We start from the raw sequence: 15,743 nt of genomic DNA, 5'->3' as shown, positions 1-15,743 counted from the left end.
TTGAGCATCGCCCCTAAAATATTACTTGGACAACTTTACAGGCTTCACAACATACTCAGAAGACTTAGCAGGCACTTGACCTTTTTTGGCCATAGCTTGGTAAATCATGGCTGCTACTTCAGCTCGAGTTGCTGTTCTATTAGGCTGCAAAAGTGCGCGCTTCGGGTGGTTGACAACAATGCCAGCTTCCGTGGCTGATGCTACTTTGTTAACTGCCCATTTCGGCACTTTTGCCCTGTCTGTATAAACTTGTAAAGTTTTGGTTGTTTTTGTTGATGGTTTCAGGCTCAAACCGCTCGCCAATGCTGCGATGACTTCCACGCGGGGAATATTTTTGTCGGGACGGAACTCATTGTTTGGGTATCCTTTAAGATATCCAGTTTTGACGGTGTGGTCGATCGCCGGAGCGACAGGACTCTTCTCTTTTACGTCTTTAAAATCAATCGATTTTCGGATCGGCTTTTTGTCGTCGGACATTCGCTGAATCAAGCGCGCTAGTTCGGCTCGCGTCATCGGTTCGTCGGGACGAAATTTGCTGTCGGTGAAATCAGTAAAGATTTTGCGATCGACTAAAGCTACAATGAACGGACGCGCCCAATATTTGTCTGGAACATCCGAGAGTATAACGGGCCCAACTTTGGGTTTATCGGCTTTGGGTTTATCCGCTTTCGGTTTGGTAATTGCTGGATTGGGAATCGATCGCGCAATTGGCTTGGCAGGAACAACGATTACACCCACCGGAGGAGTTTGCGGTAAAACCGGGCCTAAAGGTGCCACAGGTGCGACATCCGGTTTTGAGGGAACGGGGGTTGTAGCGGGCGATCGCAAATCCGAACTTGGCGATTCGGGTGTTAATATTCCCGGACTCGCGGGCGTAACCGCAGGTTGAGAGAAAACGGCTGGAAATTGCCAATTTCTGGCATTCAATCGATCGGGATTTTTACCTGTTACCCAAAATAAAATTGCTCCCATCGTGCCGAAGGCAACCAAGATAGCAATCAATTCATCCAATCCTAGAGGGTTTCTTTCCCCTGACGGGGGTTGTGAAGAAGACATATTGTCACCTACATACCAATGTAGAAATTAAATCACATATTTTTTGGGTCTGGGGGAAACAGAGAAGGCTAAATCAACTATTCCAAAGTTCTCACTGTCAATACTTGCGGCGGCGTGGCATCGGGAGGATAGATAAAATCAACTTTTACCGATCTCAGTTGCTGATTTTTGTACTCTTCAACTCAGCGCCTTCTGCCCCCGAAAGAGCGACTCCGACGCGGTTGACGAGAATTCCTGCCACTACCAAAACTCGGCTGCCGCTTGTTTTGATTTTGACGAGGCTGCCGCGATCGCCTCAAAGTGCTGCCACCGTAACCCGAACCGGTTGATCGATTGCCATTTGGCCGTGCTGAGGGTCTTACGGGCTGGTTATATGTGGGCGATCGCAAGCGGCCGGTCGTCCTTAAAACTTGACGGTTTCTCACAGCCGGAGGCGGAGTTCGATACCGAGTTTGATACTGCTGAACAGCTTGGCTGTAAGTATTACCATAGCCACCATATCCTGTCATAATCCCCGGCTGATAGACTGGCGGCATATAATATCGCGGTCTAAATAACAAACTGCCGATCGCCTGACCGGCCACAGCTCCAGCAAACGGTGCCCAGAAGCCAGATTGCTGCCGCACTACTACGGTTTGTGGCTGACCTGTTTGAGGATTAGGAACAGTTTGGGTAACGTTGTGAACGTACTCAATTTTAAAATCTTCTGTCAAATGCAAAACCGCTTGATTGTTATCCAGATTGAGATAACTTTTCTTGCCTGCCGATATTTCTTCATCTGTTAAGCGAGCCATTTGCAAATCCCTAGTGCGGTAAACTGGGGGACTGCCGGGGGGAGTATTCAGCAACATTAAACTGTATTCGCCATCAGCATCGTCGTAGGTAGCTTGCTGTACGGGATATTGACCTTGACTCAAGTTATTATTTGGTGCAGGACGCACTGTGTTAATATTTGGATTTCCAGCAGGATTTGTAGAAGTTTGTGTGCGAGGTGAACCGCAGCCGGTTGCCGTCCACAAAAAAGTTAAAGCCATTAAATAAATTGTCAGTTTTCGCAGCATCATAAATAGTAATTGGTAATTGGGCATTGGGCATCGGGCATCGCGCATTGGTAGCAAATAACCCTTCGACTCCGCTCTGGGCACCGCAAATAACTAATAACTAATAACTAATAACTAATAACTAATTACTCCTTCCTTAAAGGGGAATAAGTTCTGGGAAATTGACCAACACTTGGTCGTTGGTAAGTTCGTCTCCCAACTGTGCGGGAGAAAAGTGAACTTGCACAGCTCGGAGCCTTTCTTGGTAATGTAAATTAATCAGTGCTTTTAAACCGACTTTCAGCGCGCTGATGTCAGCAAGGTCAGTTTCTAGGGCAGGAACTTCGCCTTCATACGCAACTGTCAGCATCACGACGATATTTCTAGTTACCGGCAAAGACAAGGGGGAATTTTTATCATAAACAGATGTGCTGTATTGAGGCTCGCTGAGATAGCGATCGGCTGAATCAATGAAAAGTTCATCCACATAATCGCCCGCTTCGCCTTCATTCCAAAAAACATCGCCTTCATTGGCGGCTGATTGCCAGTAGTTGTCGTACTGCAACAGGTGATTGCAAATTTCTACAAGACCTTCTCCTAAAACTACTATGTCGCCATCGGCATCAATTGCTTGTCTGGCGGTGCGGTTGAGAACTCCTAATAGCGGTGCAACTTCTTCGCCTGTTAGGTGAACGAACACCCGGCAAACTGCCAATCTAGTTTGACCTGTAAATTGATTGAATCGATCGCGCCAAGCATTCATAATAACCTATAGTTGTAATCTGTAGGGCTATATTTCCCACCATAGCAGGGGATTTGAACTCTTGCCGTCTACCCTCAGATTGATCTGAAGAGTATTTTTAGCGAGCGCCTCGGCAGCCTACTGTCTCGCTTTGACTCATCTAATTTTATAGCAGTTTTGAATCGGATAAAATACAGTTCAAATACACTAGGGAAACCGCACAGCCTTCTCCTGACTTGGAGCAGCGACTTTTAATAATTGGTATGAGATTGATGATTGTAGCAAGAGTTTTTTTAATTGATATTAATTCAGCGCTCGTTTGCTAAGCCGGAATATGATATTGTGTACGATCGATTCATCGGTCTATTGTTTGCAGTGCTTCGCGATCGCCATGACAAGAAATTGTAGGGTATAGCAAGTCTATTTGAGTCGTGAATGTAGAACCACCTGAAACGTTTGTGATGATTGAATCCATTGTTTACAAATCAAATGGTTTTGCTATAGATAATTTCCACTCAAAAAACCTCCAATCTTGCAAGATTGGAGGTGCGCTAAGCGAATACTTTGGTTTGAGATAACTATTTGACGATCGCGCTTTGGACTTGTTCGATCGCAATTTCAGAACTCAACTCGGCAACTGGCGAAACTGGCAAATCCAGCTCACCGCCTGGAGCTTCTGGGTGTTCGCGAACGGCTGCAACCGCATCTGCTGACTCAGCTACAGCACCCGCCGCCGCCAAATCGAGCAAGGCCGGAACTTCCATGTGTCCAGAAACACCTGCATCTGCGATCAGATCGATCGACTCTTCAAAAACTTCAAAATTATCGGTCATCGCAGCGCAAGCAGCAGAAGCGCGCTTGCCGGCGCGGTAGCTCATGTAGGCCGCACCTGCACCCCCAAGCCCAGCCAAACCGAGGAAACCGAGAGCTGCTGTTTTGTAGGATTTCCACGGATTCATGCGCTCCGAGCCGCCAGAACCTAGGAGGGTTGTTGCAGAACCAGATTTCGCTGCCCCAGATTTGCTGTAGGAACAGGGGAAAGCAGATGCAGCGTCACCTATGGCTATGCTGCTTGCGATCGCGACGACGGAAGCAATGCCAGCTAACACTTGAAACTTTTTCATGGTGCTCTGGAGATTGTAAAGGATAATTAAAAAATTAATGGTAACAGCTCTTTACAAATGTATCAACTCTGCGCGCCGCCCATATCGCGGAGCGATCGCAAAAGTCAGCTATAGCCTCACCCAATTCAAATTTAAAATTGCCCGCCTAAATATCTAGAATGGTTGCTCTGTAAGCGTTTGGGCTAACAGAACGGTAGAAGTTCAAGTTTTGTGAACCAATACTGTGATCGCGCCCAAATTAGAAAATCTGAGGTGAGACAGTAGAAAATTTAATTACAGAGCCGCAAACACTTGGTGACAAACTACTTTTAAGGCTACTTTTGTAAAGGCTTAGTTATTGGAATAACTCTTATTTTTATGACAGACAACGCGACTCAAGGCATTGAGCGAGCCCCTCGCCGATTGTTGGTGACGGGCGGGGCTGGATTTATCGGCTCGAATTTTGTGCATCACTGGTGCAGCAGCTATCCGGGCGATCGAGTAGTGGTACTCGACGCTTTAACCTACGCCGGAAACCGACAAACCCTGGCAACTTTGGAAGGAGGCGAAAATTTTCGGTTTGTGCAGGGGGATATTTGCGATCGTACCCTAGTCGATACCTTGCTCAAAGAAGAAAACATCACCACAGTCGCGCACTTTGCCGCAGAATCCCACGTTGACAGGTCAATTATCGGGCCTGCCGCCTTTGTTCAAACAAACGTTGTCGGAACCTTCACACTGTTAGAAGCCTTCCGCAAGCATTTAGAAGCAATTGATGAGCTCTCTCTCAAAGCAGAAATGCGCTTTCTCCACGTTTCTACCGACGAAGTTTACGGCAGTCTCGGCCCCGACGACCCAGCCTTCACAGAAACAACTGCCTACTCGCCCAACAGTCCCTACTCAGCCTCCAAAGCTGGCAGCGACCACCTCGCCCGCGCCTATTTCCACACCTACGGCGTCCCGACAATTATCACCAACTGTTCCAACAATTACGGCCCCTATCACTTTCCAGAAAAGCTCATTCCATTAATGTGCATCAATATGTTATTGGGCAAACCGCTGCCAGTATACGGCGACGGTCAAAACGTGCGAGATTGGCTGTACGTTCTCGACCACTGCCGCGCTTTAGATGCCGTTATTCACCGTGGTCAGCCTGGGGAAACCTACAATGTTGGCGGCAACAATGAGGTAAAAAATCTCGATTTAGTAAAAATGCTGTGTCAGCTAATGGATGAATTAGCTGAGGATTTACCCGCCCGTCCTTGCGAACAATTGATCGCATTTGTCAAAGACAGAGCCGGGCACGATCGGCGTTATGCTATTGATGCCAGCAAAATTAAAACAGAGTTAGGTTGGACTCCCTCAGTAACAGTTGAAGAAGGTTTGCGACAGACTGTAGAATGGTACTTAGCCCATCGGGAGTGGTGGGAACCCCTGCTTTCGGAGGAATACCAAACTTACTACCGGAAAGTCTACTCTAACTAATCTACTCCTGGACGCACGGGCTACCACAAACCAGAACCAGTAAAAAACTGGTTTTCCAGCTCAAGAGTGCGTCCAGAAAGGTTTCAGTCTTGCCTTCAAGCTTTACATTTAAACTCCCGGCGCAAAAACCCGGTTAGAGAAAGGAAAATTTTTAGTTGAGTGCGATCGATCCGAGTTAAAAAAGCTGTTTTCTTTTGTCTTTGCTCCTAACTTCAGATTTAATTAGGTGAAGGTAGATATCACACATATTTGCTCTTGTCAATCTTTGTGAAGATTTAGTGAAAAATCATCCCAAACGCATAAATTTAAGTGTTTGTAGCTGATAATTTTAATAGAGTTACAACATTAAGCATTTTAGAGCTTTTAGGAAAAACAAAAAGCAGCAATGACCGAAATAAACTGGCTCAAGCACATCCAAGAACCTAAATACTGGCTGTTAGGCATCGCCTCCGGTTTGATTGCCCTACACCTAACTCTAACTTCCAGAACAAACGACACAGACCTGTTCGGTACAATGTTACTGTTTTGGGGAGTCGTAGCCTTTCTCATTTGGGAAAGGCACGAATCCTTAACTTTTGAAAGCGGAGTTTTCGCCAGCTTCTTTGGGACATCGTTAATTGCTTTAATATTGCTCAAAAGTTCGTCGATATCGGGATACGACTTTTTTATCAGAGCAACGCCTTTTTTGTCTGGAATCAGTCTCGCATTGCTGGCTTCCGGCACAAAAGGACTGAAACAATATTGGCAGGAACTTCTAATTCTTGCGTATACAGCTATTCCTCCCGGATTGATCGGAGTATTCGTTGATGTCCCCAAATTAACAGCTAAATTTTCAGCTTTCATCCTGCACTATGTAGGATTTGAAGTGTCGCGGAAAGGGGTTTTTCTAATCCTGGAAAAGGGAAGCGTGGAAGTGAATCACGGCTGTTCCGGGGTAAATGCGATGCTACAATTGTTAGGACTAGCTCTGGTTTTCTTACTGATGTTTCCTACCACTAGGGGTCAGAAAATGGTATTGCCATTCGTGGCAATAATTACTGCATTTGTAGTGAATGCCACGCGAGTTGGTCTCCTGGCCGTGCTGGTATCGCTATCTCAACCCGAAGCATTTAAATACTGGCACGAAGGAAATGGTTCGGTAATATTTTCTATGATAGCTGTATTTATTTTCGGGTTATTCTGCTGGTTTGCGATTTTGAAAGACCAACCCCCAAATCAGGAAGGACAGAATTGCTAATGGCTATTACCTCTTGGAAACCACTTAGGCTTTCCCTGTTGGCTGTTACTTTTGGAGGCGTTTTGTTGGTTGCCGGAAAATTGGTTTTCTATCCATCGGACGGCAAGAATGTGGCAACCCCGTTTGAGTTTCCCGAGTCGGTGCCTCTAGCCGATTGGAAACTAAACAAGAGCGCGCCTCTGGAACTTAGCGACAATTCAGAATTCAAAGCTGCCAGGAAATATGAATATCAAAAAAATAGCATGGCTCTAGAAATAGAGATGCGGTATGCGGTAAACACCATTGGAGATGTGGAAGGTATGATGAAGGGACATACAGTTCTCAAGTCGTCTCCTGGTAAACTAGCATTGGCAAACACTCAAGGCGTGGGGTTTCACGGAATTTTGCAACAGAAAAAGCGACTGTATTTGAGTTCGTGTATCAATCCTCGTGGCAGTGCTACAGTAACTTCCCAACAGTTTAGATATAATCGAAATACTCGCGATTGGCAGCCAGACCGTATTCTGTTTTGGTTGTTGGGTAGGGGAAATATTCAAGACAGGCGCTGTTTGTGGACTCAGATGTCTGTGCCTTTGGATCAAACAACTCCAGAAGATGCCAAAAAAATTCTAGAGAATGCTTGGATTTCTTGGTATGAGTGGTGGCAGCCGCGATTCCCCGATCCTTGACTCGATTCAGTCGATTTTAGCTTTTAGCTTTTAGCTTTTATATTTACTCCACAGGTGAATCTGGAAGCTGGAACAAGAGTCTAAAATGTTTGACTCTCCACGACTGTTGTCGGGGGTTTGTATCCGTTCTTGGGCGGGTCAAGAAAGATTTTTCTTAACAACAACTCTGATTATTTTATGAATGACTTACAAGGCGAACAAGGTTTTTCTATCTACAGACTGCGTTGGATTGGCTACGGTCTATTAATTTTGTCTGTATTAGATACGATTGCAGTTCTTATACCAGCAAATTTTGGCAATCGCCTCTGGGAATTGCAAACGATTGGGGCTGTAGTGGAACGGGTGCCAGTTCCTTTACTGGCAATGGCCCTGATATTTTTTGGAGAAGGGTACGATCGCAGAGGTTTGGAAGACCTTTTTTTAAAGGTTTTGTCTTGGGTTTGTCTGCTGCTAGCCCTGGTTTTTCTGTTGATGCTACCTTTGGGAATTTTTGGCGCTATCTACGTCAACAACCAAAACAACCAGCAAATTACTACTCAAGCAAACCAACAATTAGCTCAGTTGCAGCAGGTGGAAGAACGGCTGAATAAGGGTAGTCCTGAAGATTTAAGGAATTTGGCCGGGGAACTTACCCGTTTGGGGGTACAAGCGGATACGCAAAACCCACAGCAATTGAAAGAGCAAATTCTTTCGAGAATTACTCCGGCTAAGGATCGGTTGAAAACGCAAAGCGCTGCGGTTCAGTCTAGTCAGCGCTTGGGGTTATTTAAAAATGCTATTAAGTGGCTGCTGGGCGCGCTGATTTCTAGTGTTTTGTTTTTTACGCTGTGGCGCGGTACTGACTGGGCTCGGTAAGTTTTGAGTTTTGAGCTAGTAAGGTGCGCCTAGCGCACCCGGAGAGCGTTGTTGAGGACTAAGATGCGCCCTGTGCACGCAGCCTGCTCAGGAGTGGTGAAGAAGACCCTCAAACCCTGCAAATTTTGTTGGGGGGAGCGCTAGCTCTTTTTTTTTTCAAAAGAAATCGGTAATAAATCTTGTTTATTGCCGATAGCCAACACCTAGAATGAGACAAATTCGTCGTTAGCGCAGCCCTCGAAGACGATCGCACCTTGAGAGGGCTGGCATTGTGCAATCTTAGATCTAAAATCTAAAATCTAAAATCTAAAATTGATTGATGGTATTTTCTAGTTTGTCGGCAATGCCTTCAACCCAGTTTTCATCTTGTTTTGTATAGCTGCGGGGCGCGTTAGCACCTAAGATTAAAACACCTTGGGTGCCGATCGGCTGACAGATGACTCCTTGAGTATTTTCTGGCAAATAGTCAAATTCAATTTTGCCGGGATAAATATTGAGATTTACTAAATAAATTGGTTTGTTTTTGTCGAGCACTCGCTGCAAAATCGGCCCTGGTTTGACTTCGGGATTGATGCCTAAAATACCGCGTCGCAATAGGACTTTTCCCTGATACACAATTACGATCGACCTTGTGGCGGTATTTGTCAACAGCAAACGTGACGCCCAGGCTAATTCTATTTTCACAGCCTCCGGCAAATCCGGCGCAAATTCAAAACCTTCTTCGCCGATAAGTTTTACGGAATCCGGCGATCGCGCTTGCACCTGCTGCCACAGCAAACCTGTTAAAATCAGCAAAGCGCTGATAATTACTCCCAAAGCGTCCGATCGAGCTTGAGAATCTGTAATTTGCTCTGTCAGCAAGCGGTTGACCATTAGCAGCGTACCTGCTAACCCTCCTGCAACTAACGGCAATTGCCGCAAAACTTTATTGGGATCAGATTTAGTCATTTGTCAGTTGGCTGTTCACTGTTGGCTGTTCACTGTTGACTGTTCACTGTTGACTGTTGGTTGTCAACCGTCAACCGTCAACTGCCAACTGCCAACTGCCAACTGACTTTATCCTACTTCTCCAATTTCGACAATTCGCTGGAAGAGATAGCCGGTGCCGCGGGCGGTGAGAATTAATTCGGGATTGCTGGGGTCGTCTTCCAACTTTGCCCTAAGCCGGGAGATGTGAACGTCAACTACGCGGGTGTCTACGTGGCGTTCTGGCGTGTATCCCCAAACTTCCTGCAAAATTTCCGATCGCGAAAAAGGCTCTCCAGAACGGCTGACAAGCAGTTCTAACAGGCTGAATTCCATGCCCGTGAGGCGAATTCGTTCGTCGCCTTTGTAAACTTGGCGCTTGTTGGTGTCAATCCTAATATTGGTGACGTGGATGACTCCGGAGCTGGGAATCCCCGATGCTCCGTTTTTGTCAACCCTCCGCAGTACCGAACGGATGCGGGCTTCGAGTTCTTTGGGAGAGAAAGGTTTGACGACGTAATCGTCGGCGCCCAATTCTAAACCGGTGATGCGATCGGCTACGTCTCCCAAAGCAGTTAGCATGATGATAGGCACGTCTGACTCTTTACGCAACTCCTGACAGACGCCGTAACCGTCTAGCTTCGGCATCATCACGTCCAAAACCACTAAGTCGGGTTCGGTGTTGCGAAATGTTTCGAGAGCTTCTTCGCCGTCAGCAGCGGTGACGACATCGTAGCCAATCATGGAAAGGCGAGTCTCCAGAATGCGGCGGATACTGGCTTCGTCATCGACTACCAGAATTTTTTCTTTATGGTTTTCCAAGTTACCGAGCACTCCTTAAGTTACATTTCAGATAATGTTAATTTTTTGTACCCTATCATAGAAGACACAAATTGAATCATGTGTGTGGAGCGGTCTGAAAGCTTGATAATTGCTTTAACTCAGACTTTTCTAAATGTTAGGGTGACTATTTATCATAGTAAACAATGCCTAAGCCTCGAATACAATATATTTGTCGGGAATGCGGGTATGATTCACCACAATATTTTGGCAGGTGTCCTAGCTGTCAGAAGTGGGATTCTTTTGACGAGCAGTTAGAACAACCTACTGCTGGTGTGCCGCGGGCTGGTTTAACTGGGGTGACAACTAAGACAGTGGGCGGTTCGCCCCCTGATAAGTCGAAGGGTCAACCAAGGGTATCTTTCAGATTATCGCAGATTGCTGACCAAACTCAGTCTCGCTGGCCTTCTGGTTACGGGGAGCTCGATCGAGTTTTGGGAGGCGGGATTGTTCCGGGCTCGCTGGTGTTGATTGGGGGGGAACCGGGAATCGGGAAATCGACGCTGCTGTTGCAGGTGGCGAATATGTTGGCCCGCAAGGATCGGATACTGTATGTCAGTGCGGAAGAGTCCGGCCAGCAGGTGAAGTTGCGATCGCAGCGTTTGGGCGTGGCTAATCCGGTTGAGTTGTCAAGCAACGGCGGGCATAAATCTGGCAGCAACGGGGAAGCTAAAAAAGATTCGGAGGACAATTCAGCGGAGAATTTCTATTTGCTTCCAGAGACGGATTTAGAAGTTGTTTTGCGGGAGTTGGAAGCGCTGAAACCGAATGTGGCGGTGATTGACAGCATCCAAACTATTTATTTTGCTAGTTTAACATCGGCTCCGGGTTCGGTGGCTCAGGTGCGGGAATGTACTTCGGCTTTGATGCAGGTTGCGAAAAGGGAAAATATTACTTTATTTATTGTCGGTCACGTTACGAAAGATGGAGCTTTGGCGGGGCCGAGGGTTTTGGAACATTTGGTAGATACTGTACTGTATTTTGAGGGCGATCGTTTTGCTTCTCATCGACTTTTGCGATCGATGAAAAACCGTTTTGGCGCGACTCACGAAATCGGCGTTTTTGAAATGGTAGCCCACGGTTTGCGAGAAGTAGATAATCCGTCGGAGTTGTTTTTAGGAAATAGAGATGAATTTTCTCCCGGTACTTCGACGACTGTTACTTGCGAAGGAACTCGACCGATTTTAGTGGAAATTCAGGCGTTAGTCAGCCCTGCAAGTTTCGGTTCGCCGCGCCGTACTACTACTGGTGTGGACAATGCTAGATTGCAGCAAATTTTAGCTGTTTTGGAGAAAAGGGTGGGGATTCCTTTATCTAAATTAGATGTGATTTTGGCGACGGTGGGCGGGTTGAAAGTGGATGAACCGGCGGCGGATTTGGCAGTTGCGATCGCCGTTGTGGCCAGTTTTCGCGATCGGGTGGTTGATGCGCGCACTGTTTTGCTTGGAGAAGTTGGTTTGGGAGGACAGGTGCGGCCGGTTTCCCAATTAGAATTGCGGCTAAGGGAGGCGGCGAAATTGGGTTTCAAAAGGGCGATTATTCCTAAGAATCAACCGGTGCCAGAGTTAGGAATGGAGATTATTCCGGTGGCTAAGGTAATCGATGCAATTATTGCGGCGATTCCGGCTACACCGGCTCAGTTGCAGTCTGTTGATTTGGAGGAAGATTTGTCTAATTGAGATTATGTTAAAGTAGCAATAATATCAAATCCGTTAGCATCGGAATAGTAAATTCGAGTTCACTGTTCACTGTTCACTGTTCACTGTCAACATCACCTGACGGTGTAACCGGAATTGATATAACTGGGTAAACACAAATCTAAAATTCACATGATGAAAGCCTACGAATTTCCAGCAAAAGTTACATCTGAAGGAAAAATTAACTTGACCGATGACATTTTAAAATACTTGGCAGTCAACCAAGATGTAAGAGTGATAATTTTGGTGAATGAACAAACAAACTCAGAAGCCGATGAAGTAGAGGAAAAAAGAGATTGGCATCGTCTTGCCGCCGAACAATTCTTTGCTGATTGCAGCGAAGAAGATGCAATTTACGATGAGGATTGAGCAATGACTAATTATCTGTTTGGAGAATTAGTTATAGTCGCATTCTTGTTTGCGGGTACAGCCGAAACTAAACGCCGTCCTGGTTTGGTACTGTTGGACACAGGAGATGAAGATATGATTGTTGCCAAGATAACCAGTCAAATCCCTCGTACAACCTTTGATGTCGAAATTCAGGAATGGCAACAAGCAGGATTAAAGCGACCTTCAGCGGTTCGCTTACATAAACTGAACACATTACAAAAAAGTTTAGTTGAAAGGAGACTGGGAATATTAACCCCTGATGATTTGGTGAAAGTGCGAGATAGAGTCAAACAAATCTGGTCTTTCATTGGATGAAAATACAGGATTGCAAGCTTCATTAGTCACGGCCAATCTCAAATCTCAAATTTCCAACTGTATGCGGAGGCACGAGTTATGTATCAAGTAGACATCCTTGAGGCAAAATAAAAGCTTCTGGAATTAATCGAAGCGGCGATAAGAGGCGAAGAAATTGCGATAACTCAAGATAACCAGCCTGTTGTAAAATTGGTAGGAATACCGCCAGTTAATAAGAAGCGCTGGCCATCCAAAGCTGGGAGTGCTAAAGGAATGGTTTGGATGTCCGATGATTTTGACGAACCGCTAGAAGAGTTTAAGGAGTATATGGAATGAGGTTGTTGTTGGACACTCATACTTTCATTTGGTATGTCACGGACAACCCTAGACTTAGCGCCCAGGTCAAACTGCTAATTGAGGATGAAAATAACGAGAAGCTAGTCAGTATAGCTAGTATCTGGGAAATGGCGATTAAGCACAGCATAGGCAGGCTAAACTTTAGTCTGCCTTTTATGGAGTTTGTCAGACAGCAACTCACTGTTAGCAATATCGGACTACTAGAGATTAATATCCAGCACATTGAGGTTGTGGCTTCACTGCCTTTGGATCACCGCGATCCATTTGACAGGCTGATAATTGCACAATCTATTGCCCAACAGATACCGATTTTGAGCGTTGATGCTATTTTTGATGCTTATGCGATCGCGCGGCTTTGGTGAATTAAGTTAGTTTAAAAATAAAGAGGCGAAGATGAAACAATTTAGAATCATCATTGAAAAACATCCCGACGGTTATGTAGCCTATCCCCTTGGTATCAAAAGTGCCGTAGTTGGTGAAGGTGACACCTATGAGGAAGCCTTAGCTGATGTCAAGTCAGCTATTCGCTGCTACATCGAAGTATTTGGCAAAGAAACAATGGAAAACGAATCACCTGCGATCGAGACTTTTTTAGTAGAGGCCCAGGTGGCTATTTAATGTCAAAGTTTCCTGTCGATGCTTCTAAAAGATGAGTCATCAGAACATTTCAGTTGTTGGGTTTTCGGATGATTATTAGAGAACGCGAACATATTTTCATGGTGCCAGAGAATCAGGATGGCACGGAGACTCCGTTAGTAATGCCTAACCACGATCAAATAAAATCAGGGACACTGAGAGCAATTTGTACTCAGGCGGGAATTTCTAGAGAGGAATTTTTAATAGCTTATGCACAAAGTTGAGTGCAGATGCTATCTAAGATAACACTTGAAATATTTGACACTCCCCTGCCTGAAGGCGAGGGGATTCTAGGATCGACCAGTCGATTTGCTCGTTGATGTCGCCACCAGCGAGTAGAGATCGGTCTGTCCTCCAGCGTGAATTCCGGTGTGCCCCACCGTATTTAAACCCATTCCTGCCTGCTTCAAACCCTTTGCCAAAATATTTCTTGCGGCATTATGGTCGCGATCTAATATCGTTCCGCAACCGCAAATATGGGTTCGAGTTGATAGGGTTTTCTTAACAATGCTGCCACAATTTGAACAATTTTGAGATGTGTATTGTGGCGGAACGGCAATAACTGTTTTGCCGTACACTTTTCCAAAATACTCCAACCACTGAGCAAATTGTGACCACGCTGCATCGCTAATTGATTTAGCAAGCTTGTGGTTTTTAACCATATTCCGCACCTGAAGGTCTTCGTAGGCTACAAAATCGTTAGATTTTATCGCGCACAACGCTGTCTTAATAGCGAAGTCTTGACGCTGTCTACTAACCTTCAGGTGTTTTCTTCCCAACTTGTCGAGCGCTTTTTTCCGGTTTTTAGAACCTTTCTTTCTCCGAGAGACTCGCTTCTGTAACCTCTTCAAATCTTTTTCGCTTTTGCGGAGATACCGAGGATTGGAAACTGTTTCACCGTCACTATCAGTATAGAAGTGGTTTAGCCCAACGTCTAGTCCAATAGCTTTACCAGTCGGAACAAGTTCCTCTTTTCGATCCACATTAATGCAGAATTGTGCATAGTATCCATCGGCACGACGCACAATTCTGATTCTTTTAATTTCGTCGGGTGCATAGAAATGCAAATCCCGACTACCAATTAACTTGAATTTCCCAGCAGCAAATCCGTCTTTAAGTGTCAAACATCTTTTGTCGGTAGAAAGTGACCAACCGGATTGTTTGTATTCAACCGAACGAGTGTGCTTTTTAAACTGTGGAAATCCCTTTTTTCCTGGTTCCTTAGCTTTACAATTAGCAAAGAAACGCTGGATAGCAAAAATGGTACGTTCCGCCGAAGCTTGACGTGCCGTCGAGTTAAGCTTGCCTGCCCATTCAAACTCTTTCGCCATAACGGCGCATTGTTTGTACAGGTCTACTAACTTAATTCCTTGATTGTCTATCCAATGTCTAAGAGTTTTATTTCGGACAAATTTAGCCGTCCGAATCATGTCGTCAATGATTCGATATTGCTCCGCTTTGCCTTTTAAATTAAACTCTAAAACTATCATGCAATTAGTTTACCACGTTTATGAATATCATCCTTCTTGATAGGTTTGTTTAACAAACATTTACAATTAGGAGGGAAATTAAAGCCGTCCTATAAGGACGGGGCTTTAGACCCAGTTTCTTGGTAAAATTAGAGATTGCCTTTTTTGAGGTGCGTTTTCAATCAAACATGAAAAAATCAAAAAGACGTAAAAATCAGTGGTCAAAGGAACTCAACGACATCATTCGAGGTGCATCTGGCGGCTTTTTGTTCGGAATTCCGCTGCTTTATACGATGGAGGTTTGGTGGATCGGTTCGTATACTACACCAGCGGCAATGTCGATCGCGATCGCAACTACTTTTATCGTCGTTTTCTTGCTGACTCGCACTGAAGGTTTTCGCAAAACTCAAGAGATCCGCTGGCTAGATGCTGCAATCGATACCGTAGAAGCGATCGCCATTGGCATTGTCTGCGCCGCTTTTGTCCTGTTTTTGCTCAGGGAAATTACCCCGCAGACTCCGCTGCAAGAAACTTTGGGGAAAATCATCTTTGAAGGCCTGCCGTTTGCGTTGGGAGTAGCTCTGGCCAACGGTTTCTTGAGCGGCGATCGCTATCAAAGTTCAGACAGCGAACAGGAACCTACCATTAATGCAACTCTAGCAGATATCGGCGCTACTTTAATCGGCGCAATGATCATTGCTTTCAACATCGCCCCAACTGACGAGATTCCCATGCTAGCGGCAGGTATTTCGCCACCTAGGCAATTAGCAATTATCGCCGCTTCGCTGCTAATTTCCTACGGTATTGTATTTGTAGCAGGCTTTACTTATCAAGCAGGGCTATTTCATTCTAAACAGCTTCTTCAAAACGTCTAGACCATAGCCCGCGAGCCGTTGTGCCTGTGCCAT

General features: G+C 45.5%; 20 protein-coding genes. 12 read left to right on the top strand and 8 right to left on the bottom strand.

What is annotated here, in order from left to right; translation table 11 throughout:
- Positions 1–21 precede the first annotated feature (21 nt).
- The 5 genes from QUB44_RS20475 to QUB44_RS20455 form a co-directional block, all read right to left on the bottom strand.
- On the bottom strand, positions 22–1,056 hold the full coding sequence (locus tag QUB44_RS20475; RefSeq protein WP_333370269.1) for an S-layer homology domain-containing protein: 1,035 nt from the start codon (positions 1,054–1,056) through the stop codon (positions 22–24).
- A 77-nt stretch (positions 1,057–1,133) separates the two neighbouring features.
- Complete coding sequence (locus QUB44_RS20470; RefSeq protein WP_445299912.1) at positions 1,134–1,214, bottom strand: DUF3370 family protein; 81 nt, start codon at positions 1,212–1,214, stop codon at positions 1,134–1,136.
- Between the two features lie 24 nt (positions 1,215–1,238).
- Positions 1,239–2,120, bottom strand: a complete 882-nt coding sequence (locus QUB44_RS20465) for a hypothetical protein (protein WP_333370314.1) — start codon at positions 2,118–2,120, stop codon at positions 1,239–1,241.
- Between the two features lie 133 nt (positions 2,121–2,253).
- Entirely contained in the window at positions 2,254–2,859 is a 606-nt protein-coding gene (locus tag QUB44_RS20460) for a DUF1517 domain-containing protein (RefSeq protein WP_333370267.1), read from the bottom strand.
- A 557-nt stretch (positions 2,860–3,416) separates the two neighbouring features.
- Positions 3,417–3,962 carry a hypothetical protein gene (locus QUB44_RS20455; RefSeq protein ID WP_333158615.1) on the bottom strand — a complete coding sequence of 182 codons (546 nt, stop codon included), beginning with the start codon at positions 3,960–3,962 and terminating at the stop codon, positions 3,417–3,419.
- A 357-nt stretch (positions 3,963–4,319) separates the two neighbouring features.
- Between QUB44_RS20455 and rfbB the strand changes: the two genes are divergently transcribed.
- The 4 genes from rfbB (at position 4,320) to hpsJ-A (ending at position 8,186) form a co-directional block, all read left to right on the top strand.
- On the top strand, positions 4,320–5,426 hold the full coding sequence (rfbB, locus tag QUB44_RS20450; RefSeq protein ID WP_333370265.1) for a dTDP-glucose 4,6-dehydratase: 1,107 nt from the start codon (positions 4,320–4,322) through the stop codon (positions 5,424–5,426).
- Positions 5,427–5,811: 385 nt separating this feature from the next.
- Complete coding sequence (gene crtA, locus QUB44_RS20445; protein WP_333370263.1) at positions 5,812–6,663, top strand: cyanoexosortase A; 852 nt, start codon at positions 5,812–5,814, stop codon at positions 6,661–6,663.
- The gene (locus QUB44_RS20440; protein ID WP_333370261.1) at positions 6,663–7,331 is read left to right on the top strand and encodes a cyanoexosortase A system-associated protein; all 669 of its coding nucleotides are present in this window, start codon (positions 6,663–6,665) and stop codon (positions 7,329–7,331) included. The genes crtA and QUB44_RS20440 overlap by 1 nt, the downstream gene beginning before the upstream one ends.
- Before the next feature lie 177 nt (positions 7,332–7,508).
- Positions 7,509–8,186 (top strand): HpsJ-like protein, cyanoexosortase A-associated, encoded by a 678-nt coding sequence (gene hpsJ-A, locus QUB44_RS20435; RefSeq protein WP_333370259.1) that lies wholly within the window; start codon positions 7,509–7,511, stop codon positions 8,184–8,186.
- A gap of 306 nt (positions 8,187–8,492) precedes the next feature.
- Here the strand turns inward: hpsJ-A and QUB44_RS20430 are convergent, their stop codons facing one another.
- Positions 8,493–9,134, bottom strand: a complete 642-nt coding sequence (locus QUB44_RS20430; protein WP_333085701.1) for a cofactor assembly of complex C subunit B — start codon at positions 9,132–9,134, stop codon at positions 8,493–8,495.
- Between the two features lie 108 nt (positions 9,135–9,242).
- Positions 9,243–9,974 carry a response regulator transcription factor RpaB gene (rpaB, locus tag QUB44_RS20425; RefSeq protein WP_071587789.1) on the bottom strand — a complete coding sequence of 244 codons (732 nt, stop codon included), beginning with the start codon at positions 9,972–9,974 and terminating at the stop codon, positions 9,243–9,245.
- Between the two features lie 164 nt (positions 9,975–10,138).
- Here rpaB and radA point away from each other — a divergent pair, with 164 nt between their 5' ends.
- The 7 genes from radA (at position 10,139) to QUB44_RS20390 (ending at position 13,590) form a co-directional block, all read left to right on the top strand.
- Positions 10,139–11,671, top strand: a complete 1,533-nt coding sequence (gene radA, locus QUB44_RS20420; protein ID WP_333370257.1) for a DNA repair protein RadA — start codon at positions 10,139–10,141, stop codon at positions 11,669–11,671.
- 150 nt (positions 11,672–11,821) lie between these two features.
- A complete protein-coding gene (locus QUB44_RS20415) occupies positions 11,822–12,058 on the top strand; it encodes a hypothetical protein (RefSeq protein ID WP_333370255.1) in 237 nt (78 codons plus the stop codon).
- A gap of 3 nt (positions 12,059–12,061) precedes the next feature.
- Positions 12,062–12,394, top strand: coding sequence for a type II toxin-antitoxin system PemK/MazF family toxin (locus QUB44_RS20410; RefSeq protein ID WP_333370252.1), 333 nt, complete (start codon positions 12,062–12,064; stop codon positions 12,392–12,394).
- A gap of 189 nt (positions 12,395–12,583) precedes the next feature.
- Positions 12,584–12,709 carry a DUF2281 domain-containing protein gene (locus QUB44_RS20405; RefSeq protein ID WP_333370250.1) on the top strand — a complete coding sequence of 42 codons (126 nt, stop codon included), beginning with the start codon at positions 12,584–12,586 and terminating at the stop codon, positions 12,707–12,709.
- Positions 12,706–13,092 carry a type II toxin-antitoxin system VapC family toxin gene (locus QUB44_RS20400; RefSeq protein ID WP_333370249.1) on the top strand — a complete coding sequence of 129 codons (387 nt, stop codon included), beginning with the start codon at positions 12,706–12,708 and terminating at the stop codon, positions 13,090–13,092. Before QUB44_RS20405 ends, QUB44_RS20400 begins: the two co-directional genes overlap by 4 nt.
- A 31-nt stretch (positions 13,093–13,123) precedes the next feature.
- Positions 13,124–13,348 (top strand): hypothetical protein, encoded by a 225-nt coding sequence (locus QUB44_RS20395; protein WP_333370247.1) that lies wholly within the window; start codon positions 13,124–13,126, stop codon positions 13,346–13,348.
- Positions 13,349–13,386: 38 nt separating this feature from the next.
- Positions 13,387–13,590 (top strand): type II toxin-antitoxin system HicA family toxin, encoded by a 204-nt coding sequence (locus QUB44_RS20390; protein WP_333370312.1) that lies wholly within the window; start codon positions 13,387–13,389, stop codon positions 13,588–13,590.
- A gap of 66 nt (positions 13,591–13,656) precedes the next feature.
- Here the strand turns inward: QUB44_RS20390 and QUB44_RS20385 are convergent, their stop codons facing one another.
- The gene (locus QUB44_RS20385; protein WP_333370245.1) at positions 13,657–14,856 is read right to left on the bottom strand and encodes a transposase; all 1,200 of its coding nucleotides are present in this window, start codon (positions 14,854–14,856) and stop codon (positions 13,657–13,659) included.
- A gap of 167 nt (positions 14,857–15,023) precedes the next feature.
- On the opposite strand from QUB44_RS20385, the gene QUB44_RS20380 reads away from it, so the two are divergent.
- Complete coding sequence (locus QUB44_RS20380; protein ID WP_333370243.1) at positions 15,024–15,710, top strand: TIGR02587 family membrane protein; 687 nt, start codon at positions 15,024–15,026, stop codon at positions 15,708–15,710.
- The last annotated feature ends 33 nt before the right edge of the window (positions 15,711–15,743 follow it).

Source organism: Microcoleus sp. AT3-D2 (assembly GCF_036705715.1).
Taxonomy (GTDB): Bacteria; Cyanobacteriota; Cyanobacteriia; order Cyanobacteriales; family Microcoleaceae; genus Microcoleus.
The sequence above is the reverse complement of the archived record's forward strand: the minus strand, read 5'-3'. Positions and strand labels throughout refer to the sequence as shown.